At 73.4% G+C, this 20825-nt stretch carries 17 protein-coding genes; 6 read left to right on the top strand and 11 right to left on the bottom strand.

Annotated elements, in window-relative coordinates; translation table 11 throughout:
- Nucleotides 1–190: 190 nt before the first annotated feature.
- Together ACZ3ZD_RS08720 and ACZ3ZD_RS08715 are read left to right on the top strand one after the other, a co-directional pair.
- Nucleotides 191–1285, top strand: coding sequence for a baeRF3 domain-containing protein (locus tag ACZ3ZD_RS08720; RefSeq protein WP_467395024.1), 1095 nt, complete (start codon nucleotides 191–193; stop codon nucleotides 1283–1285).
- Nucleotides 1286–1403: 118 nt separating this feature from the next.
- On the top strand, nucleotides 1404–2429 hold the full coding sequence (locus ACZ3ZD_RS08715) for a Gfo/Idh/MocA family protein (protein ID WP_467395022.1): 1026 nt from the start codon (nucleotides 1404–1406) through the stop codon (nucleotides 2427–2429).
- Between the two features lie 75 nt (nucleotides 2430–2504).
- On the opposite strand, the gene ACZ3ZD_RS08710 is transcribed toward ACZ3ZD_RS08715, so the two are convergent.
- Nucleotides 2505–2918, bottom strand: coding sequence for an SsgA family sporulation/cell division regulator (locus ACZ3ZD_RS08710; RefSeq protein ID WP_467395020.1), 414 nt, complete (start codon nucleotides 2916–2918; stop codon nucleotides 2505–2507).
- 248 nt (nucleotides 2919–3166) lie between these two features.
- On the opposite strand from ACZ3ZD_RS08710, the gene ACZ3ZD_RS08705 reads away from it, so the two are divergent.
- Nucleotides 3167–4588 (top strand): PP2C family protein-serine/threonine phosphatase, encoded by a 1422-nt coding sequence (locus tag ACZ3ZD_RS08705; RefSeq protein ID WP_467395018.1) that lies wholly within the window; start codon nucleotides 3167–3169, stop codon nucleotides 4586–4588.
- A gap of 38 nt (nucleotides 4589–4626) precedes the next feature.
- Here the strand turns inward: ACZ3ZD_RS08705 and ACZ3ZD_RS08700 are convergent, their stop codons facing one another.
- The gene (locus ACZ3ZD_RS08700; RefSeq protein WP_467395016.1) at nucleotides 4627–6123 is read right to left on the bottom strand and encodes a DNA-binding protein NsdB; all 1497 of its coding nucleotides are present in this window, start codon (nucleotides 6121–6123) and stop codon (nucleotides 4627–4629) included.
- A 288-nt stretch (nucleotides 6124–6411) separates the two neighbouring features.
- Between ACZ3ZD_RS08700 and ACZ3ZD_RS08695 the strand changes: the two genes are divergently transcribed.
- Both ACZ3ZD_RS08695 and ACZ3ZD_RS08690 read left to right on the top strand, forming a co-directional pair.
- Nucleotides 6412–7557 (top strand): aminoglycoside phosphotransferase family protein, encoded by a 1146-nt coding sequence (locus ACZ3ZD_RS08695; protein WP_467395014.1) that lies wholly within the window; start codon nucleotides 6412–6414, stop codon nucleotides 7555–7557.
- Nucleotides 7558–7842: 285 nt separating this feature from the next.
- A complete protein-coding gene (locus ACZ3ZD_RS08690; protein WP_467395012.1) occupies nucleotides 7843–9813 on the top strand; it encodes an N-acetylmuramoyl-L-alanine amidase in 1971 nt (656 codons plus the stop codon).
- A gap of 14 nt (nucleotides 9814–9827) precedes the next feature.
- Here the strand turns inward: ACZ3ZD_RS08690 and ACZ3ZD_RS08685 are convergent, their stop codons facing one another.
- The 9 genes from ACZ3ZD_RS08685 to ACZ3ZD_RS08645 form a co-directional block, all read right to left on the bottom strand.
- Nucleotides 9828–10325 (bottom strand): glycosyltransferase family protein, encoded by a 498-nt coding sequence (locus ACZ3ZD_RS08685; protein ID WP_171158931.1) that lies wholly within the window; start codon nucleotides 10323–10325, stop codon nucleotides 9828–9830.
- Nucleotides 10326–10426: 101 nt separating this feature from the next.
- Entirely contained in the window at nucleotides 10427–11884 is a 1458-nt protein-coding gene (locus ACZ3ZD_RS08680) for a 3-hydroxybutyrate oligomer hydrolase family protein (protein WP_467395008.1), read from the bottom strand.
- 142 nt (nucleotides 11885–12026) lie between these two features.
- Nucleotides 12027–13277, bottom strand: coding sequence for an extracellular catalytic domain type 1 short-chain-length polyhydroxyalkanoate depolymerase (locus tag ACZ3ZD_RS08675; RefSeq protein WP_467395006.1), 1251 nt, complete (start codon nucleotides 13275–13277; stop codon nucleotides 12027–12029).
- Between the two features lie 204 nt (nucleotides 13278–13481).
- Nucleotides 13482–14384 (bottom strand): universal stress protein, encoded by a 903-nt coding sequence (locus tag ACZ3ZD_RS08670; RefSeq protein ID WP_467395004.1) that lies wholly within the window; start codon nucleotides 14382–14384, stop codon nucleotides 13482–13484.
- Nucleotides 14385–14534: 150 nt separating this feature from the next.
- A complete protein-coding gene (locus ACZ3ZD_RS08665; RefSeq protein WP_467395002.1) occupies nucleotides 14535–14777 on the bottom strand; it encodes a DUF397 domain-containing protein in 243 nt (80 codons plus the stop codon).
- Nucleotides 14778–14904: 127 nt separating this feature from the next.
- On the bottom strand, nucleotides 14905–16071 hold the full coding sequence (locus ACZ3ZD_RS08660; RefSeq protein ID WP_467395000.1) for a thiolase domain-containing protein: 1167 nt from the start codon (nucleotides 16069–16071) through the stop codon (nucleotides 14905–14907).
- Nucleotides 16068–17138 carry a thiolase domain-containing protein gene (locus ACZ3ZD_RS08655; protein WP_467394998.1) on the bottom strand — a complete coding sequence of 357 codons (1071 nt, stop codon included), beginning with the start codon at nucleotides 17136–17138 and terminating at the stop codon, nucleotides 16068–16070. The genes ACZ3ZD_RS08660 and ACZ3ZD_RS08655 overlap by 4 nt, the downstream gene beginning before the upstream one ends.
- Nucleotides 17135–18085 (bottom strand): Zn-ribbon domain-containing OB-fold protein, encoded by a 951-nt coding sequence (locus ACZ3ZD_RS08650; protein ID WP_467394996.1) that lies wholly within the window; start codon nucleotides 18083–18085, stop codon nucleotides 17135–17137. Before ACZ3ZD_RS08650 ends, ACZ3ZD_RS08655 begins: the two co-directional genes overlap by 4 nt.
- A 119-nt stretch (nucleotides 18086–18204) precedes the next feature.
- Nucleotides 18205–19005 carry a crotonase/enoyl-CoA hydratase family protein gene (locus tag ACZ3ZD_RS08645; protein WP_467394994.1) on the bottom strand — a complete coding sequence of 267 codons (801 nt, stop codon included), beginning with the start codon at nucleotides 19003–19005 and terminating at the stop codon, nucleotides 18205–18207.
- A gap of 190 nt (nucleotides 19006–19195) precedes the next feature.
- Here ACZ3ZD_RS08645 and ACZ3ZD_RS08640 point away from each other — a divergent pair, with 190 nt between their 5' ends.
- Nucleotides 19196–20824 carry an acyl-CoA synthetase gene (locus tag ACZ3ZD_RS08640; protein WP_467394992.1) on the top strand — a complete coding sequence of 543 codons (1629 nt, stop codon included), beginning with the start codon at nucleotides 19196–19198 and terminating at the stop codon, nucleotides 20822–20824.
- The last annotated feature ends 1 nt before the right edge of the window (nucleotide 20825 follow it).

Raw genomic sequence — 20825 nt, 5'->3', positions numbered from 1 at the left:
CTCAGCGAAATCCGTGAACAGCCGTGTCACCGGCCCGGGCGCGAAAAGAACCGGCCACAAGCAAAGACTTCCTCAAGCCACGGGCACGTCACGGCTTCGCGGTCAGAAACGCCCCGCGGCCCGCTTACCAGCCGGTACGGCCCGGATTACCCCGAATGCCGTACCTGTGAATCGGACCTATCGTGCTGTCATGGAGCACGCACTGAGTCCCGCGACCCTCGCCGAACTGCGGCGCCCGCGCCCGTATCCCGCGGTGTCCGTGCTGACCCCGACACACCGCCGGGAGCCCGAGAACGGCCAGGACCCCGTCCGGCTGCGCAACGTGGTCACCGAGGCCCGTCGGCGTCTGGAGGCCGATCCCGCCGTCACCCGTGAGCGGCGCAACGAGGTCGTCGCGCAGCTCGACCGTGCGCTGGCGGAGGTGGACCTCGCGCACGCCGAGGACGGCCTGGTCATCTTCGCCGCCCCCGGCGAGCACCAGGTGTGGTCCGTCGCGCGCGCCGTCCCCGAGCGTGTGGTGCTGTCCGACACCTTCCTCACCCGCAACCTGGTGGCCGCGCAGGCCGCCGAGCGGCCGTTCTGGGTGCTGTCGGTCTCCGCCGACCGCGTCACCCTGTGGAGCGGCGGCGAGGGCCGGGTCGTGGCGGACCGCTCCGGCGGCTTCCCGCTGGAGCGCCGGCAGGAGAACTTCGACCCCGAGCGCCAGATGCGCACGGGCGGCCTGCCGAGCACCTTCAGCGACGAGGGCACCCGCCAGTTCCTGCGGGAGGCGGACACCGCCATGGGCACGGTCCTGCGCGAGCAGCCCCGGCCGCTGTACGTCACCGGCGAGCAGGCGGCGCTGTCCCTGCTGGACGAGGTCGGCGGCAGCGCGAAGTCCGCCGTCCACGTGCCGCACGGCGGTCTCGCGCACGCCGGTCCCGAGGCCGTCTGGCAGGCGCTGCGGCCGGTGCTGGAGGAGCAGTCGCGCAAGGACGCCGCGGCCGTGGCCAGGGAGCTGACCTCCGCGCGCGGTCACCGGACGTACGCCGCCGGGCTGGACGAGCTGTGGCGCAGCGCCCGCGAGGGCCGGGTGCGGCTGCTGGCGGTGGAGGAGAACTTCCGGCCCACCGTCCGTGACCTCGGTGAGCACCTGGTGCCTGCCGAGTCCGGCGACCTGGACGCCCGCGCCGACCTCGTGGACGAGCTGGTCGAGCAGTGCCTGGAGACCGGCGCCGAGGTCCGCTTCGTACCCGACGGCACGCTCGGCGACGCCGACGGCATCGCCGGGGTGCTGCGGTACTGACCCGCGCGGACACAGCACGCGAAAGCACCCGGAAACACCGGGAAGGCGGTGCGTTCGCCCCGGCGTACGCTTCGGCGTGATCGCTACGGCGTGATCGTCGGCGTAAGGGAGCGCGCGCATGGGTGACCTGCTGGGTGTGGCGGTACTGGGTGCCGGACACATGGGGGCCGATCACATACGCCGTCTCGACCAAGTGGTCAGCGGAGCCAGGGTCGCGGCGGTGGCCGACCCCGACCGCGCCCGGGCCGAGGCGGCCGTGGCAGGCATCGACGGGGTCGGCGTGCACACCGACCCGGTGGCCGCGCTCGACACGCCCGGCGTGGCGGCGGTCCTCATCGCCTCTCCCGGCCCCGCGCACGAGGAGGCGCTGCTCGCCGCCTTCGCCCGCCGGCTGCCGGTGCTGTGCGAGAAGCCCATGGTGCCGGACTCCACCGGCGCCCTGCGGGTCGTGGAGGCCGAGGTGGGGATCGGGCGCCGGCTGGCGCAGGTCGGCTTCATGCGCCGCTACGACGCCGGGTACCGGCGCCTGAAGGCCCTGCTGGACGGGGGCGGCCTGGGCCGGCCCCTGATGCTGCACTGCACGCACCGCAACGTCTCCTCCCCCGCCGGCTTCACCAGCGCCATGCTGATCAACAGCTCGGTCTCGCACGAGATCGACGCGGCCCGCTGGCTGCTCGGGCAGGAGCTGACGGCGGTCACCGTGCTGCGGCCCGGGCCGTCCGCCGGTGCGCCCGCCGGCCTGATCGACCCGCAGTTCGTGCTGTTCGAGACCGAGCGGGGCGCCCTGGTGGACGTGGAGGTCTTCGTGAACTGCGGCTTCGGCTACCAGGTGCGCTGCGAGGCGGTGTGCGAGGCGGGCAGCGCCCGGATCGGCGACGAGCACGGCATGGTGGTCACCCGCGGGGGCGGCGCCCGCGAGGAGGTGGCCCAGGACTATCTCGTCCGCTTCGCCGACGCCTACGACCGCGAGGTGCAGGCCTGGGTCGACGCGGCCCGGCGCGGCGAGGTCACCGGACCGGACGTCTGGGACGGTTACGCCGCGTCCGTGGTCGCCGAGGCGGGGGTCCGGGCGCTGGAGACCGGCGGCCGGGTGGCCGTGGACCTGGCCCCGCGGCCCGCCCTGTACGCCGGCGTGCGGCCGTGAACGGCACCTGCGGGGAACCCGGTCGGTCGTCCTGAGGATTTCCGGAGGGGGGAGGCGGGCGGGCCCGGTACGCCGTCACACCCCGCCGAACAGCGTGCTCAGCCCCCGCTCCACCACACCCGCCACGTCCTCCTGCCCGCCGGCCACCACCGTGTAGGTGCGCACCAGGAAGCGCCGCAGCGCCGCGGCCTGGAAGAGCAGCAGGGCCATGCCGTGCGGCGAGTGGAACTCCAGTACCGTCCCCGTCCGGCCGTACGGCCATATCTGCACGTCCCCGTGGCCGGCGGGGGCCCGCAGCCCCTGGTCGAGCAGGGTGCGCGCGAAGGTCCAGGTCACCTCCTCCCCGTGCAGCGCGGCCTCGGCCGGGAAGTCGACGAACACGGCGAGGGGGTCGTCGGCGGTGTAGCGCAGGGTGGCCGACACCGGGACCTCCCGGTCCTCGGCGGTGACGAGCCGGGCCTCGACGAGCTGTTCGACGCTGATGTCCATGCCCTTAAGGAGTGCGTCCGGGCCTCTTACATGGCGTCAAATCCGGTCAGAGTTCGGCCGGTACCGGCCGCTTCGCCTCTCCGCGCGTACGTGTACGTACCCGCGGGTCACTTCGGAAGACTCTGGCATATGCCGGAAGCACCACCGGATCGTGTGTTGCCAAATCCCTTACAGCGCGTCGCGGGCTGTGCCACAGTCGTAGCGGTCCCCCCTCGTCCCCGCCGTCCCGTCCCCCCTCGGAGTGCGCCATGCCGTCCCCAGTCTCCGCGGACCGTCCAGCCGCCCAGCCGCCCGGGCGCGGCTCCGTCGAATCGCTCATCACGCAGGCGCGGCGGCTCAAGGGTGACGTGGACGCCGTACGACGGGACACCCGGAGCGACGCGGCGGAACCCGAGGAACGCTGGCAGCGCGCGCTGTACGACCTCGCCCTGCACCAACTGGACGACCTCGACGCCCACTTGGCCCAGCTGCGGGACGGCCCCGCCCCCACCCCGGCCGCACCCCCCGCCGAGCCGCCCGCCGACCGGCCCGCCCCGGCCGGCTCGCTGCTCGCCCGCGTCGGCAGCGCCGAGTGGAACCTGCTGACCGACGAGGCCAGTTGGTCCGGGGAGCTGTACCAGATCCTCGGCCTCGACCCGGCCCGCCCGGCCCTCACCCTGGACGAGCTGCCCAGCCTGGTCCTCGACGAGGACCGGCCGAGACTGACCGCGATGGTGACGGACTGCCTGGTCGACGCCAAGCCGATCGACGGCGAGTTCCGCGTCCTACGGCCCGACTCCTCCGTGCGGACCGTGCACATGATGGGCGAACCCGTGCTCGGCGCAGACGGCGGCACGACCTCCATGTGGGCCGTGCTGCGCGACGTCAGCGAACTGCGCCGCAGCCAGCTGACGGTGCGCGAGACCCGTGACTCGCTGCACCGCGAGCGCCGGCGCGAGCAGACCGAGCACCGGATCGCGGCGGAACTGCAGGAAGCCGTGCTCCCGCCCCGGCGGGGCTCCCTGCGGCTCCCGCACCAGGGACCGGCGAGCCTGGACCTGGCGGCCCACCGCCTGCCGGCCGCGACCACCACCCCGATCGGCGGCGACTGGTACGACGCGCTGGAACTGTCCGACGGACAGACCCTTCTGAGCGTCGGGGACCTCACCGGACAGGGCGTGTCCGTCGCCTCCGGTATGGCGATGCTGTTCGGCGCCGTACGTGGCATGGCGATGACCGGCACGGACCCCGGCCATCTGCTCACCCTGCTCAACCGGTTACTCGACAGCACCGTGCAGCCCGCCCTCGGCAGCGCCGTCTGCTGCCGCTACCGGCCCGGGACCCGCACCCTGGTCTGGGCGCAGGCAGGACACCCCGCCCCACTGCTGTACCGCGACGGCACGGGGTGTCTGCTGCACGCGCCGGACGGCGTCCTCCTCGGCGCCTCCTCGGGTGCCGTCTACGGGCAGTCCGTCGTCACCCTGGAGCCGGGCGACCTGCTCCTTCTGCACACCGACGGACTGGTGCCGGGGCACAGCAGGGCGGCGGCCGCGGACCGACTGCTCGGCCTCGCCCCACGGTTCGGCGCGGCGCGCACCGCGCAGGACTGTGTGCGCACGGTGGTGGAGGAGTTCGGCGGAGCGGGGCGCGAGGACGACGCGTGCGTGCTCGTCGCCAAGGTCACCGCATGACGTGACCGACCCGCCGGGCCGGGCTGCCCACCGGCTCGCTACGCCGGTGCACTGCCGCCGTCCGCCTTGCCCCTCGGTTTGGGCAGGGCGAGCCTGATCTCCTCCCGCAGTTGGTGGATCCTCGGATAGCCGGCGTACTCCGCGGTCAGCCGGTACATCTGCCGCAGCCGGTCCCAGGTGCGCCGGGAGGAGTTCGAGCCCATCGACATCAGGGCCAGCCGGGCGTAGCGGTCGGCCTGTTCGGGGTCGTCGGCGATGAAGCAGGCCGAGGCCATGGAGAGATGGTCGAAGATCTTCGACCGCTCCCGTCCGTCGACACGCAGGGCGAGCGCCTTCTCCGCGTAGTACTGGGCGTGCGCGGCCGCACCGGGGTCGAACTCCGCGAGCGTGCGGTAGGCGAGGGCCTGCATGCCGTACAGATCCTCGTCCTTGAAGGTCTGCATCCAGTCCGGCGGTTCCAGGTCCCGGCGGTCGGAGACGAACAGGTCCTCCGCCTGCCCGAGCGTGCGGCGCATGGCCTGGCCCTTGCCCATCGCCGCCTGCGCCCAGGCCTCGATGGTGTGGAACATCGCCTTCGTACGCGGCTGCAGGCGGTCGCCGGCGCCGGACTGGGCGAGCTTCATCAGGTCCAGGGCGTCGTCGGGCCGGCCGAGGTGCACCATCTGCCGGGCCGCCCGGGACAGCGCCTCACCGGCGCGGGGCCGGTCCCCGCCCTCTCTGGCGGCGTGGGCGGCGATGACGAAGTACTTCTGCGCCGTGGGCTCCAGGCCGACGTCGTGCGACATCCAGCCCGCGAGGACGGCCAGGTTGGCGGCGACGCCCCACAAGCGCCGCTGGAGATGGGGCGGATGGTGGTAGGCGAGCATGCCGCCGACCTCGTTGAGCTGTCCCACGACCGCCTTGCGCTGCAGCCCGCCGCCACGGGCCGCGTCCCAGGCGCGGAACACCTCGACCGAGCGCTCCAGTTCCTCGATCTCCTGCGACCCGATGGGCGCGGCCTCGTAGCGGTCGAAACCGGCGGGGTCGGCGTGCAGGGGGTCGTCCAGGACGGGGGCGTCGGCCTTCAGGGTGGGGTCGGTGTGCAGCCAGTCGTACATGGCGCTGCTGAGTGTGGATCCCGCGGCGAGCGCGGCACCCGCGCCCACCAAGCCGCGTCGGTTGAGCATGAGGTCCATTCCCGTGAATTCGGTGAGGACCGCGGCGGTCCGCTCGGGCGCCCACGGCACACCTTCGGGATGTTCCTCGATCCCGTCGACCTGCCGTCTCCCCGCACGCCCGTGCCGTACCAGACCGAGGTCCTCGATGGTCACGACACGGCCGAGACGCTCGGTGAACAGGGCCGCCAGCACCCGCGGCACCGGATCGCGCGGAATCTCTCCCACGTCGATCCACCGCCGCACCCGGGAGGTGTCGGTCGCCAGCTGGGGGTGGCCCATGGCCGCCGCCTGCCGGTTGACCAGTCTCGCGAGTTCGCCCTTCGACCAGCCGGCCAGGCCGAACAGGTCCGCAAGGCGGGTGTTGGGTTGTCCGCTCACGTAAGCCCCCAGGTTCTCGGCTGAGTTGACAGTAGCCGCGTGAGGGTTGCCGGGCGACTATTCGCCACGGTTCGCCAGGGTCCGCCAGATGGTGTGCCAGTGGCCATCGGGTGTCAGGTAGGAAAGCGCCACCCCGACCCGGTCGCCGTCCTCCTCCCGAGGACGCGTGACGGCACACGACGGCATGAGCCGGGCACATTCCCCAGGGTGTGTCCGGGCGGCCGGGGCGGGTGGGGCGTGAGACGCACAGGCAGGCACAGCAGGCACACGAAGGGATCTGTATCTCCCATGTACGCAGCATCGTCCTCCGTGTCCGCCCCGCCCCGGCCGCTGCGACCCCGCCCGGCGGGCGGCGGGCCGTACCTCGATCCGGCGGCGCGTCCGGGCAGTCCGGTGCTGGGCGCGGGCCGGCCCCGGCGGATCCCGGGGCAGCCCGGGACCCAGCCGCTCAGCGGCAGGCTCGACCTGTCCGGCCCCCAGGGCGCGCAGCTGCGCACCGCGCTCGCCGCGGTGCAGCGGATCTGTCCGGAGTTCGCCCCGGTGCAGGTCCTGCGGCGCAGCGGACGGTCCGTCCTCCTCGTGGGGACGACGGGGCGCAGCACGGCCGTCGCGAAGTGTCTCCTGGACCACTCGCCCGCCTGGGCGGAGCGGAGCCGCCAGGAAATAGCCGCATACCGCTCGTTCGTCCGGCACCGGCCGCCGGTCCGGGTGCCGAGGCTGATCGCGGCGGACCCGGACAACTGCACGCTGGTGATCGAGCGGATGCCGGGCCGGACGGCGGCCTTCCAGCGGCATCCGGCGGAGGCACCGCCCCGCGCGGACATCCGGGCCGCGCTCGGCGCGATCTGCCGGGTGAACGCCTGGCGGCCCCCGGCGGGCACGTTCGACATGCCGCTGGACTACGCGGCCCGGATCTCCCGGTACCACGAGCTGGGCCTGCTCACCGACCGGGACCTCGGCGACCTGCAGAAGCTGCTGCACGGCATCGCGCACGAGGTGGGCCGGCACGGCATGCTCCAGTTCTGCCACGGCGACGCCCTGCTCTCGAACATCCTGTTGTCCCCGGCCGGTCCGGTGCTGGTGGACTGGGAGCACGCGGGCTGGTATCTGCCGGGGTACGACCTGGCGACGCTGTGGCTGGTGCTCGGGGACGCCCCGGTGGCCCGGCGGCAGATCAGCCAGATCGCCCAGTCGGCGGGCCCGGCCTCCCGGGACGCCTTCCTGGTGAACCTGATGCTCCTGCTGACCCGGGAGATCCGTACGTACGAGACGGCCGTGCAGCGTTCCATGCACGAGGCGGCACCGGCGGCACCGGGCGCGGCCCACCCGGGCGGCGCGCCGTCCGGCGAGGAACAGCGGCTCCTGCTCAGGCGGCTGCACGACGACTGCCAGATGGCCCGCAAGGCCGTTCGCGCGGCGGTCGGCACTCGCTGACGGACGACGGCTCCGTGGTGCGCCCCGAGCGGCGGCGCACCGCGGACCTTCGTGCGCGGCGCATCGTGGACGTTTGTGCGGGCCGGGTGTCGACGGCCACTGGTGTATGCCAGTGACGCCCCGCAGGCCCGCGCACCGCCGCCGCGAAACTCGCCGAAGACCCTCCGTGACGTGGGAACTCGCCTTGTCCGGGGCATCATTGACGGATCGTCGGCAAGCCGGTACCACTGAGCCAGCTCTGGCGCCGCACGCCCCGCCACGCTCCGCCCGTCACAGGAGGCCGCATTGCGAGGACTCGCCACCGACCCCACGTCCATCCCCGGCCACAGACGTCTGCGGCGGACCGCCGTCCCGCTCGCCTCCGCGGCCCTGCTGCTGCCCCTGCTCGGCGCGGCCCCGGCGCCCACCGCCCCGGCCCTCGCGACGCACCGGCTGCAACAGGCGTTCGCCACGGCGGCGGCCGACTACCACGTGCCGCAGAGCGTGCTGCTGGCCGTCTCCTACCTCCAGTCCCGCTGGGACCGGCACGCCGGAGCGCCGAGTGTGACCGGCGGCTACGGCCCGATGCACCTCACCGACGCCCGCACCGCGATCGCCGGCGCGGAGCACTTCGCGAAGGGCGCGGAGGACGCCCGCGGCGACACCGCCCGCGCCGCCCTGCACCCCGCCGTCGAGGTACCGGCCGAGTCGGCGGTCCCGGCCCGTCTGCGGACGCTGCCGAAGGCCGCGGAACTGACCGGGATTCCCGCCGGGGAACTGCGCACCGACCCGGCCGCGAACGTGGCCGGCGGTGCCGCTCTGCTCGCCGCCGCGCAGAAGGAGCTGGGCGAGCCGCTCAGCACCGACCCGGCGCGGTGGTACGGGGCGGTGGCGCGGTTCTCCGGCGCCGACGACAGGGCGACGGCCGCCGCGTACGCCGACGACGTGTACGACGTGCTGCGCACCGGTGAGGAGCGCACCACGGACGACGGCCAGCTGGTGACCCTGGCCGCCCGGCCGCGGCTGACCCCGGACACCGCGCAGCTGCGGCGGGCCGGTCTGCGCACGCTGCCGACGGACGGCACCGAGTGCCCGAAGTCGGTGTCCTGCGAGTCGGTTCCGGCGCCCTACGCGGAGTTCGGCGACAACGACTACGGCAACCACGACCTCGGCGACCGTCCGGCGTCGCAGAGCATCAGGTACATCGTCATCCATGACACGGAGGGCACCTGGGACGGGGTCATGAAGCTGATCCAGGACCCCACTTATGTGTCGTGGAACTACACGGTTCGCTCCACCGACGGTCTGATCGCCCAGCACGTCAAGGCGAAGGACGTGGCCTGGCACGCGGGCAACTGGTACCTCAACGCCAAGTCGATCGGTATCGAACACGAGGGCTTCCTTGCCTCGCCGGACGCCTGGTACACGGAGGCGATGTACCGGTCCTCGGCGCGGCTGGTGCGGTACCTGGCCAGGACGTACGGCATCCCGCTGGACCGGCAGCACATCCTGGGCCACGACAACGTGCCCGCACCGACCGCGTCCGGCATCCCGGGGATGCACACGGACCCGGGGCCGTACTGGGACTGGCGGCACTACTTCCAGCTGCTGGGACAGCCGTTGCGGCGCACGGCCGGCCCGCGCTCGGGCGTGCTGACGATCCTGCCGGACTACGCCTCGAACCAGCCCGTGTACACCGGCTGCACCACCAAGGGCGAGCCGTGCACCGCGCACGGTTCCAGCGAGGTGCGGCTGCACACGGACCACTCCGTGACCGCCCCGCTGGTCAGGGACATCGGTCTGGGGACGGACCCGACGGACGGGGTGAACGATCTGTCCTCGCGGGTCTCCACGGGCCAGAGTTACGCGGTGGCCGACCGCTGGGGCGACTGGACGGCCATCTGGTACCTGGGCCAGAAGGCCTGGTTCCACAACCCGCCGAAGGACCCGGCGGCCGTACCGGCGCGGGGCCTGGTGGTGCGGCCGCGGGACGGCCTGACGAGCGTCCCGGTGTACGGCCGGGCCTACCCGGAGAAGGACGCCTATCCGGCGGACGTGCCGGCCCAGTCGGTGGTGTCGCTGCCGTACACGATCCCGGCCGGGCAGAAGTACGTGGTGGGTGACGAGGTGCCGGGCGAGTACTACTACGCGGTGACCTTCACCCCCGACTCGCACCGGGTCGTGAGGGGCAAGGACCTGTACTACGAGATCCAGTACGGCCACCGGATCGGGTTCGTCCGGGCCGCGGACGTGACCCTTGAGGCGGCTGCCCGCTAGGCGGCCCGGGTGCCTCAGCCCTGCTGGAAAAGCTCCGCCGGGAGCGGCTTCAGCAGGGCGTACAGGTCGTCGGTGATGGGGCGGTCCCAGGCGGCGATGGTCACCAGGACGCCGTCGCTGCGGTCGAACTGGACGCAGGAGATCCGGCTCTCGGAGAGCTTCAGCCGGCGCACGATCAGCAGGTTGTCGCCCTGGAGCACCGGGGTGTCCTCGACCCCGACGACGGTGATCTCCTCGTCGTTCTCCAGCGCCAGCAGCAGCTGGCCCACCTCGAACGGGATCTCTCCCTCGGCGACCTCGCGGGCGGGGGAGCCCTCCGGGAGGTTGCCGATGATCATGGCGGGGCCGCGTCCGCCGAACAGGTCGTAGCGCAGGAAGACGCCCTGGCAGGTGCCGTCGGGGGCGGGCAGCAGGCCCGCGCCGAGATTGCCCGGCCAGTCGCCCGGGTCCATGGCCAGCACGTCGAAGTCGGGTCCGGCAGGGGTCGCGCTGCGGCGGCGGAGGAACGACATGCGGCCATGGTACGTGGGCTGCGGCGGAAGTGCCGTGACGGGGGCGTGGATCACCCGTGGCTTCCTCGGGGCCGTTCGCCGCCCCGGGTTCCCGCCGTCTTTCAGCCCAGGGGACAGCTGGTCAGCAGGGTGGCCGGGGTCGCGTCGGGCGGCCGCGGGACCGTGTGGCCGGCCGGTGGGACGCCGTCGCCGGTGATCCAGCGTTCCAGTGCCTCGAAGGCCGAGCGGTGGCAGGGCACCATCGGACGGAGCCGGTCGGGGAAGGCGTCGACCAGGGAGTCGGTGTGGGTGCCGTCCTGGATGCGGTAGGAGCGCAGCAGGGAGCCGCGGCCGGCCTCGCGGACCATGCGGGCGTAGACGTCGGCGTCCCGGCTGATCGGCAGCAGCACGTCGAGGGTGCCCTGGAGGGTGATCAGGGGCTTGCCGATGCGTCCGGTCAGGGCGATGCGGTCGACCGCGCGGTGGACGGCGGCGGGCCGGGCCGCGTAGACGTAGTCGGCGTCGCAGGCGGGGGTGCCGGAGGCGCAGTACGGGGTGCCGGCCTCGGTGGCGCCGTCGTAGCCGGGGTCGATCTCCTCGCGGTAGATGCGCTGGGTGAGGTCCCAGTAGACCTGGTGGTGGTACGGCCACAGGAACTCGGAGCCGGCCGGGAAGCCGGCCCTGTGCAGGGCCGCCGCGGCCTCGGCGGCTCCGGGTCCGCCGGCGGCGTAGGCGGGGTAGTGGCGCAGGGCGGCCGGCAGGAAGGTGAGCGGGTTGGGCCCGTCCGAGCGCCAGAGGGTGCCCTCCCAGTCGACCCCGCCGTCGTACAGCTCCGGGTGGTGTTCCAGCTGCCAGCGCACCAGGTAGCCGCCGTTGGACATGCCGGTGGCGAGGGTGCGGGCCGGGGGCCGGCGGTAGCGCTGGGCGACGACCCCGCGGGCGGCGCGGGTGAGCTGGGTCAGGCGGGTGTTCCATTCGGCGATGGCGTCGCCGGGCCGGCGGCCGTCGCGGTAGAAGGCCGTGCCGGTGTTGCCCTTGTCGGTGGCGGCGTAGGCGTAGCCGCGGGCGAGTACCCAGTCGGCGATGGCGCGGTCGTTGGCGTACTGCTCGCGGTTGCCCGGGGTGCCGGCGACCACCAGTCCGCCGTTCCAGTGGTCGGGCAGCCGGATGACGAACTGGGAGTCGTGGTGCCAGCCGTGGTCGGTGTTGGTGGTGGAGGTGTCCGGGAAGTAGCCGTCGATCTGGATGCCGGGGACGCCGGTGGGTGTGGGCAGGTCCTCGGGGGTGAGTCCCGCGTAGTCGGCGGGGTCGGTGTGGCCGGAGGCCACGGTTCCGGCGGTGGTCAGCTCGTCCAGGCAGTCGGCCTGCTGGTGGGCGGCGCCGGGCACGTGGAGCCGGGCGCGGCCGGCGCAGTGGGCGTCCGGTGTTCCGGGGCCGCCGGGCGCGGCGGCGGCCTGGGGGACGAGGAGTGTGCAGACGGCGGTGAGCGAGAGCGCGCCCAGCGCGGTGCGCCGGGCGCGGTGGGGTGTGCGGTGTGCTGGGTGGTGTGCTGCGCGCTGTGCTGTGGGGTGGCCAGGCATGCGGTTCCTCCGGCGGGTTGGGGACGCGCTGGAGGCTAGGGGCGGTGTGGTGGTCACGGACATGTGCGGGGCCACCATGTTGACGGCCCGTCAGGGGGTGTCGGCCACCATGGTGGTCCTGGTGGGTGTGCCCGGCTCGCGGTCAGGGGCAGCCGGTGTCCGCGACGGTGAAGTAGCCCGTGGGCGATTCCTTCAGGGTGTGGGTGACGAACGTGTTGTACAGGCCCATGTTCTGGTGCGAACCGTTGGCGTAGGTGGAGCCGCCGCTGGTGGTGGCGCGGCCCGCCTGTACGTGGGCGAAGTTGCTCGCCGTCCAGCAGGCCGCGCTGCCGCCGCCCGGGCCGGGGTCGCCCGGGCTGGTGGTGTCCAGGCCGAAGAAGCGGGCGATCCAGCGGCTGGAGCAGAGGGAGTCGGGGAAGTAGGGGGCGCCGGTGCTCCCGCACTGTTCGCTGCCCGTGCCGGGGTCGACCGGGGTGCCGTGACCGATGCCCGGGACCCGGTCGACCTCGACGGCGACCGTGCCGTCGGCGGCCAGGTACTGGTCCTGCCGGGTGGCGTCGGGCCCGATCATGGTGGTCCTGGTGGGCGTCTGGGACAGGCCGTGGAGTGCCGTCCACTGGTCGCGCAGTTCGGTGGCGTTGCGCGGTACGACGGTGGTGTCCTGGTCGCCGTACCAGATGGCCGCGCGCGGCCACGGCCCGTCGTACGACGGGTAGGCGTCGCGCACCCGCCCGGCCCAGTCGGCCGGGCTGAGGTCGACGCCGGGGTTCATGCAGGTGTAGGGGCTGTTGTCGCGGGTGCAGTCGTAGGGCAGGCCGGCGACGACCGCGCCCGCCGAGAACACGTCGGGGTAGGCGGCGAGCATCACCGCGGTCATGGCGCCGCCGGCGGACAGGCCGGTGACGTAGAAGCGCCGGGGATCGGCGCCGTAGGCGGTGACGGCGTGGCCGGCCATCTGCCGGACGGACAGGGCCTCGCCCTGGTCGCGTCGGTTGTCGGCGGCCTGGAACCAGTTGAAGCACCTGCTCGGGTTGTTGGCGGTGCCGGTCTCGGCGAGCACGAGCAGGAATCCGTCCTGGTCGGCGAGTTGCGGCAGCCCGGAGTTGTCGGCGTAGACCTGGGCGCTCTGGGTGCAGCCGTGCAGGGCCACGACCACCGCCGGGTGGGCCGGCAGGGTGGTGGGCCGGTACACGTACATGGTGAGGGCGCCCGGGTTGGTCCCGAAGCCGGTCACCCGGGTGAGGGTGACGGCGGCGCGGGCTTCGGGTGCGGGGCCGGCGAGCGCGGTGCCGAGGACGACGGCGAGTACCGCCAGGACGCGGGGGATCAGGCGGGACAGCAGGCGGGCACGTGTCCGTGCTCCGGGTGTCCTGCGGGACGGGGGCAGTGGCATGGCGGCTCCTTGGGTGGACACACGGCCCCCGCCGCTCCCGCGCACGGGCGGCGCCCGGAGCACCGGGGGTGGCGGAACCATAGGTTCGGGTGTGTCCGGACACCATGGCGCGGTCACCCACAGCCGTCGGGCCGTCAGTCGGCACCCGACGCATTGCGCGGCGCTGCGCGCTCTGCTAAGCCGCCGTCCCCGGGCTCCCGGGACTCACTCCTCCGGCGGGGCCGGCGGTACCACCGCGACCGGGCTCGCCGCGTGCAGCAGCACGGCCTGGGTGACGGAGCCCATCATGCGGGCCGGTGCGAGCAGCCGCCGCCGGTGCCGGCCGACCACGACCAGGTCGGCGTCCCTGGAGGCGGCGACGAGGAGGCCGGCCGCGTCGCCGGGCAGTGCCTCGGCGTCGGCGCGGACCTCGGGGTGGCGCTTCAGGTGCGGGGTGAGGAAGCCCTCCGCGAGGGCACGGGTCTCGTTCTCCACGGCCTCCTGGTCGACCACGGGCGGCAGCGGCTGGCCGGGCGCGGACCAGGTCTGCACCGGCCACGGGTAGGCGGCGATCACCTGGAGCCTGGCGTCGCGCCGGGCGGCCTCGGCGAAGGCGAAGGAGAGGACGGCCTCGTCGGGACTGTCGGCGTGTACGCCGACGACGACCCGGGGCCCGGGTTCGGCCGGCTTCTCGCCGTGTACCTCGCGGCCGGGCTCGGGTACGACCACCACCGGGCACTCGGCGTCCCGGGCGGCGGCGAGGCCGTTGGAGCCGAGCAGCAGGCTGGCGAAGCCGCCGCGGCCCCGGGAGCCGAGCACCAACAGGGCTGCTTCGCCTCCCAGTTCGGGCAGGACGGCCCCGGGTACGCCCTCCAGGGCGACGTACTCCACGGCCGGCTGCCCGGCGCGGTCCGCGAGCCGGGTGCGCACCTCGTCCAGCACCGGGTCGCCCTCGGCCTCGGGTGGTGCGGCGACCAGGACGTCCGCCTGGCCCCAGGCGGCGTACTGCCGTACGTGCACCACGCGCAGCGGTGCCCCGCGGCGGCGGGCGGCGTCCGCGGCCCAGTCCAGGGCACGCAGGCTGTTCGCGGACCCGTCGACCGCGGCGATGACCGGTGCAGCGCTCATGCTTCCTCACCTCCGGAACACGACCTTCCCCTTGCTGGGGCCAGCCTCGCTCAGGCGGGGCCCCGGCAGGGCGCTGCTGGTCGCGTGTCCGGAAATCCGCTCGTGACACCCCCGGTTCAGGTGAGATCGGGTACGGCTGCGGGCCCGGCGTCAGGTGAGGTCGAACTCGCCCTCCCGGGCGCCGGAGACGAAGGCACCCCATTCGGCGGGGGTGAAGATCAGGGACGGGCTCTCGGGCCGGCCGCTGTTGCGCATCGCGATGAAACCCTCGACAAAGGCGATCTGGACATCGCCCAGACCTCGGCTGCTGGACTGCCACTTGGCCCCGCTGAGATCCAGCTCCGGCTTGTCCCAGCCCGCGAGCGGGTGCTGCTGGGTGGTGGTCTCGGCCACGTCCGTGCTCCTCCCGGTTCGTCGTCCGCGGTCAGCCTAGCGACCGGTCGCTGCGGCGGACAGGGCACGCGGGGACGACCTTTGCGGCCATGGCGGTCCGGCCGCCCGGGCCGGCGCGGCCGGCGGGTCAGGAGTCGGGCCGCTCGGAGCCCACCAGCCACATGGAGAAGAACTGCGAGCCGCCGCCGTACGCGTGCCCGAGCACCCGGCGGGCCCGGTCCACCTGGTGCTCCCCGGCCCGGCCGCGCACCTGGAGGGCGGCCTCGGCGAAGCGGATCATTCCGGAGGCGCCGATGGGGTTGGTGGACAGCACCCCGCCGGACATGTTGACGGGCAGGTCGCCGTCGAGCGCGGTGGCGCCGGACTCGGTGAGCTTCCAGCCCTCGCCCTCCGCGGCGAAGCCGAGGTTCTCCAGCCACATGGGCTCGTACCAGGAGAACGGCACGTAGATCTCGGCCGCGTCGATGTCCCGGCGCGGGTCGGTGACGCCGGCCTGCCGGTAGACGTCGGCGGCGCAGTCCTTGCCGGCCTGCGGGGAGACGAAGTCCTTGCCGGCGAACAGGGTGGGTTCGCTGCGCATGGCGCCGCCGAGCAGCCAGGCGGGCGGCCGGGGCGCGCGGGCGGCTCCGGCGCGGTCGGTGAGGACCATGGCGCAGGCACCGTCGGAGGACGGGCAGGTCTCGGAGTAGCGAATGGGGTCCCACAACATGGGTGACGCCACCACCTTCTCCAGGGTGATGTCGTGTTCGTGGAGGTGGGCGTAGGGGTTCTTCAGGGCGTTGCGCCGGTCCTTGTAGGCGACGAGGGCGCCGATGGAGTCGGGGGCGCCGCTGCGCCGCATGTAGGCCCGCACATGGGGGGCGAAGAAGCCGCCGGCCCCGGCGAGCAGGGGCTGTTGGAAGGGGATGGGCAGGGACAGGCCCCACATGGCGTTGGACTCGGACTGTTTTTCGAAGGCGAGGGTGAGGACCGTGCCGTGGACGCGGGCGGCGACCAGGTTGGCCGCGACCAGCGCGGTGGAGCCGCCGACGGAGCCCGCGGTGTGCACCCGGAGCATCGGTTTGCCGACGGCGCCGAGCGCGTCGGCGAGGTACAGCTCGGGCATCATCACGCCCTCGAAGAAGTCGGGCGCCTTCCCGATGACGACGGCGTCGATGTCGGCCCAGGCCAGTTCGGCGTCCTCCAGGGCCCGTTGGGCCGCTTCGCGGACGAGTCCGGCGATGGACACGTCCCGGCGGGCGGCCACGTGCCTGGTCTGGCCGATCCCGACGACGGCCACGGGTTCCTTGCTCATCGTGGATCCCCTTCGAGTACGGCGACCAGGTTCTGCTGGAGGCAGGGGCCGGAGGTGGCGTGGGCGAGGGCGCGGTCGGAGGCGCCGCGGTGGATGCGGGCGGCGGCCTCGCCGACGCGGATGAGTCCGGCGGCCATGACGGGGTTGGCGGCGAGGGCGCCGCCCGACGGGTTCACGCGTACGCCGTCGTCCAGGCGGAGGGCCCGGCGCAGGACCACCTCCTGGGAGCTGAACGGCGCGTGCAGTTCGGCGGTGTCGACGGGCCGTTCGAAGGCGCCCGCGTGCTCGGCGGCGAGGCGGGTGGAGGGTGAGTCGGTGAGGTCGCGCACGCCCAGGGCGTGGGCCTCGATGCGGTGGTCGATGCCCCGGATCCAGGCGGGTCGCGCGCACAGCCGGCGGGCCCCCTCCCCCGCGGCGAGGATGACGGCGGCGGCGCCGTCGCCGACGGGCGGGCAGTCGCCGGTGCGCAGGGGCCGTACGACGTAGTCGCCCTGCGGTACCCGACCGCGGAGCTGGGCGTGCGGGTTGGCGGTGGCGTCGGCCCTGCTGCGGGCGCCGACGGCGGCGAGCGCACGTTCGTCGGTATGGCCGGCGTCCATGAGTGCCTGCGCCTGGAGGGCGGCGAGGGCTATGGCGTCGGGCCACAGGGGGGCCAGGTAGTAGGGGTCGAGCTGGCGGGTGAGCACGTCCCGCACGGAGCCGGGTGAGCACTTGCCGTAGGAGTAGACGAGCGCGGTGTCGGCGTCGCCGGTGAGCAGCTTGGTCCAGGCCTCGTACAGGGCCCAGGCGCCGTCCGTCTCGACGTGCGACTCGGAGATCGGGGGCCAGGCGCCGACGCCGTCGAGGGCGAGGGTGAAGGAGAAGGCGCGGCCGGCGAGGTAGTCGCTGGAGCCGGAGCAGGTGAAGCCGATGTCGGCGGTCTTCAGGCCGGTCTGCGCCAGGACGTCGTGGAGGACGGGCATGAGCATCTCGACCTCGGAGGACTCCGCGGTGGAGCGCCGGTGGTCGGTCTGTGCGAAGGCGACGACGGCGATGTCCCGGGGGCCGGGGGCTTCCTCGCTGGTCACAGCAGCTCCTTGTACGTCTCGTAGTCCGCGTCGGGTTCGCCGGTGGGCCGGTAGTGGTCGGGGTACCGGGCGCCCTCGGTCCACACCGGTTCGACGCGCAGGCCCATGCGCACCCGGTCGTAGGGGATGCCGCCGATACGGGCGTGCAGGGCGAGGTCGGCGCCGTCGAGGGCGATGTGCGCGTAGACGTAGGGCACCTCGATGTCGAGGTTCGCCGTGTGCGAGGCCTTGATGTTGACGATGCAGAAGGTGGTGACCGTGCCGCGGGGACCGACTTCGACCTGTTCGGCTGTGGCGAGGCCACATGTGGGGCACGCACCCCTGGGCGGGGCGTACACCTTGCGGCAGGACGGGCAGCGTTCGCCGACGGTGCGCCGTTCGGAGAGGGCGCCGATGTAGGCGGACTGGGCGCGGCCGGGCGAGTAGGTGTAGTCGAGGCGGGCGGGGGCGACGATGCCGGTGAGCGGGTGGTCGAAGGTGCCGCTGTGACCGCCCGGTGTGACGGGTTCGCCCGCGTACGGTTCGAAGCAGGCGATGTCGGTGATGGCGCCGGTGCGGTCCGCGGCCCAGCGCACGCGCACCCGCATGCCGGTGCGGACGGCGTCGGGGCCGGGGGCGTCGAGGGCGTGCAGCAGGGCGGTGTCGGCGCCGTCGAGGCGCACCAGAACCCAGGCGAAGGGGGTGGTGAGGGGCTGGCCGCGGCGCGGGGCGGGGTTCCAGGCCCAGGTGGTGACCGTGCCGGTGGGGGCGACCTCGACCAGGTCGCGGATCTCCTCGGCGGTGACGGGGTCGTACTCGACGGGCGGGACGAGGGTGCGCCCGTCGGTGGTGCGCACGCCGAGAAGGACACGTTCGCGCAGGCCGGTGAGGAAGGCGCTCTGGACGGGGCCGAGGGAGCGGGTGAAGGGGAACTCGACGACGAGTGGGGCGGAGAGTACTTCGGGCATCGGCTGCCTCCTCGGGAGGTCGGCGGTGAGGGCGCCGTGGGGGCGCGGGGAGCTGCGCGACGGGCCGGGGGCGGCCCGCGGTGGCGCGGACGGCGTCCGCCGCGATGGCGTCCGGAGCGTCAGGCGCGCTTGTAGACGGGGGGCCGTTTCTCCGCGAAGGCGCGGGCACCCTCCTTGGCGTCGGCGGTGTCGAACACGGCCCAGCCGCGGGCCAGTTCGGCGGCGAGTCCGTCGGTCTCGGTCATCTCCGCGGTCTCGTACACGGACGCCTTGACGGCCTCCACGGCGAGCGGGCCGCAGGAGTTGATCCGTTCGGCGATCTCCAGGGCTCTGGCGAGGGCGGTGCCGTCGGGGACGACGTGTCCGATCAGGCCGATGCCGGCGGCTTCGGGGGCGCTGTAGGGGCGCCCGGTGAGCAGCATCTCCAGGGCGTGGGTGCGCGGGATCTGGCGCTGGAGGCGGACGGTGGAGCCGCCGATCGGGAACAGACCGCGTCTGACCTCGAACAGGCCGAAGGTCGCGGACTCGCCCGCGACGCGGATGTCGGTGCCCTGGAGGATCTCGGTGCCGCCGGCGACGCAGTGGCCCTCGACGGCGGCGATCACCGGTTTGCGGGGGCGGTGGTGGCGCAGCATCGCCTTCCAGTGCAGGTCGGGATCGGCCTTCAGCCGGTCGCGGTACCGCTGTCCCTGCATGCCGTCGCCGGCCAGCGCCTTGAGGTCCATGCCGGCGCAGAACGCGCCGCCGGCGCCGGTGAGGACGATCGAGCGGACCGAGTCGTCCGCGTCGGCCTGGAGCCAGCCGTCGTACAGGCCGACGAGCATCGCCAGGGAGAGCGCGTTCCTGGCGTCGGGCCGGTTGAGCGTGAGCACCAGTGTGGCGCCTTCCCGCTGCACGGTGAGGTGTTCCGTCCCCTGCATGGGCCATCTCCCCTCGGTCGGAACGAGAACAGGTTGCAGGAGTGGAGGGGGCACTTCAAGGGTTTTCTGACAGGCAGTCAGATTTCTTGGTCCGGGGCCCTTCCCACTTGCCGCCCCCTTTGCTCTGATGACCGGCGAGCCGACGGATGCGCCTCTCGTCGCCAGGACGTGCCGGGGTCAGGAGGAAGCGGTGGAGTACAACATTGCCGACCTGTTCGAGTCGGTCGTCGACGTGGCCGCGGACCGCGAGGCGCTCGTGTACCTCGACCATCCCGGCACGGGTGCGGAGCGCCGGCTGACCTACGCCGAGCTGGACGCCGCCGCCAACCGCGTCGCGCACCACCTGATGGACACCGGCATACGGCCCGGCGAGCACCTCGGCCTCCACCTGTACAACGGCGTCGAGTACCTGCAGACGGTGCTGGCCTGCCTGAAGGCCAGGATCGTCCCGGTGAACGTCAACTACCGCTATGTCGAGGACGAGTTGGTGTACCTCTACCGGGACGCGGACCTGGTCGCGCTGGTCTTCGACGCGGAGTTCGAGGACCGGGTCGCCGGGGCGCTGCCGCGGGCGCCGAAGCTGCGGCATCTGCTGCGGGTGGGCACCCCGGCCGCGCGACGGGTGGCCGGGGCGGTGCCGTTCGCCGCCGCGGAGGCCGCCGGGGCGCCCGGGCGGGGCTTTCCCGTGCGTTCCGGGGACGACCAGTTCATCATCTACACCGGCGGTACGACGGGCATGCCGAAGGGGGTGATGTGGCGTCAGGAGGACCTGTTCTTCGCCGGGCTGGGCGGCGGGGCGCCGACCGGGGAGCCGGTGAGGACACCGCAGGAGCTGGCCGAGCGGGTCGCCGCGGGAGGCTTCGGGATCACCTTCTTCCCCGCTCCCCCGCTGATGCACGGCACGTCGACGCTCACCGCGTTCATCGGCTTCAACTTCGGCCAACGGGTCGTCCTGCACCGGAAGTTCGTTCCGGAGGAGGTGCTGCGGACCGTCGAGCGGGAGCGGGTCACCAGCATGTCGCTGGTCGGGGACGCGATGCTCCGGCCGCTGGTCGACGCGCTCGCCGGACCGCTGAAGGGCACCGACTGCTCGTCGCTGTTCTCCGTCTCCTCATCGGGTGCGATCATGTCGGAGACGGTGCGCCGGCAGTTCCGCGAGCTGCTCCCCAACGCGGTGCTGCTCAACAACTTCGGCTCCTCCGAGTCCGGCTTCAACGGCACCGCGACCGAGGACGCGGGCCCCGAACGCGGCTTCCGCATCCGGGTCAACTCCCGCACCCGCGTGGTCGATCCGGTGACGCGTGAGCCGGTGGCGCCGGGCGAGGTGGGCCGCGTCGCGCAGTGCGGCCATGTGCCGCTCGGCTACTACAACGACCCGGCGAAGACCGCCGAGACGTTCTTCGAGCGGGACGGGCGGCGCTGGGTACTGCTCGGCGACATGGCGACGGTCGACGCGGACGGCGTGGTCACCGTCCTGGGCCGGGGCTCGCAGTGCATCAACACCGGTGGCGAGAAGGTGTACCCGGAGGAGGTCGAGCAGGCGCTCAAGGCGCATCCGGACGTGTACGACGCGCTGGTCGCCGGGGTGCCGGACGCCCGGTGGGGCAACCATGTGGCGGCCGTGGTGCAGCTGCGCCCGGGGGCGCCGCGCCCCTCGCTCGCCGACATCCAGCGCCACTGCCGCAGCCGCCTGGCCGGTTACAAGGTCCCCCGCCAGCTGGTCGTCGCGGACACCATCCGGCGCTCGCCGAGCGGCAAGGCCGACTACCGGTGGGCGCGCCGGGTGGCGGTGGCTGCGGAGCCGCCGGGGGCCGGGTGAC

The sequence above is a fragment of the Streptomyces sp. NPDC023481 genome, assembly GCF_055560195.1.
The sequence above is the reverse complement of the archived record's forward strand: the minus strand, read 5'-3'. Positions and strand labels throughout refer to the sequence as shown.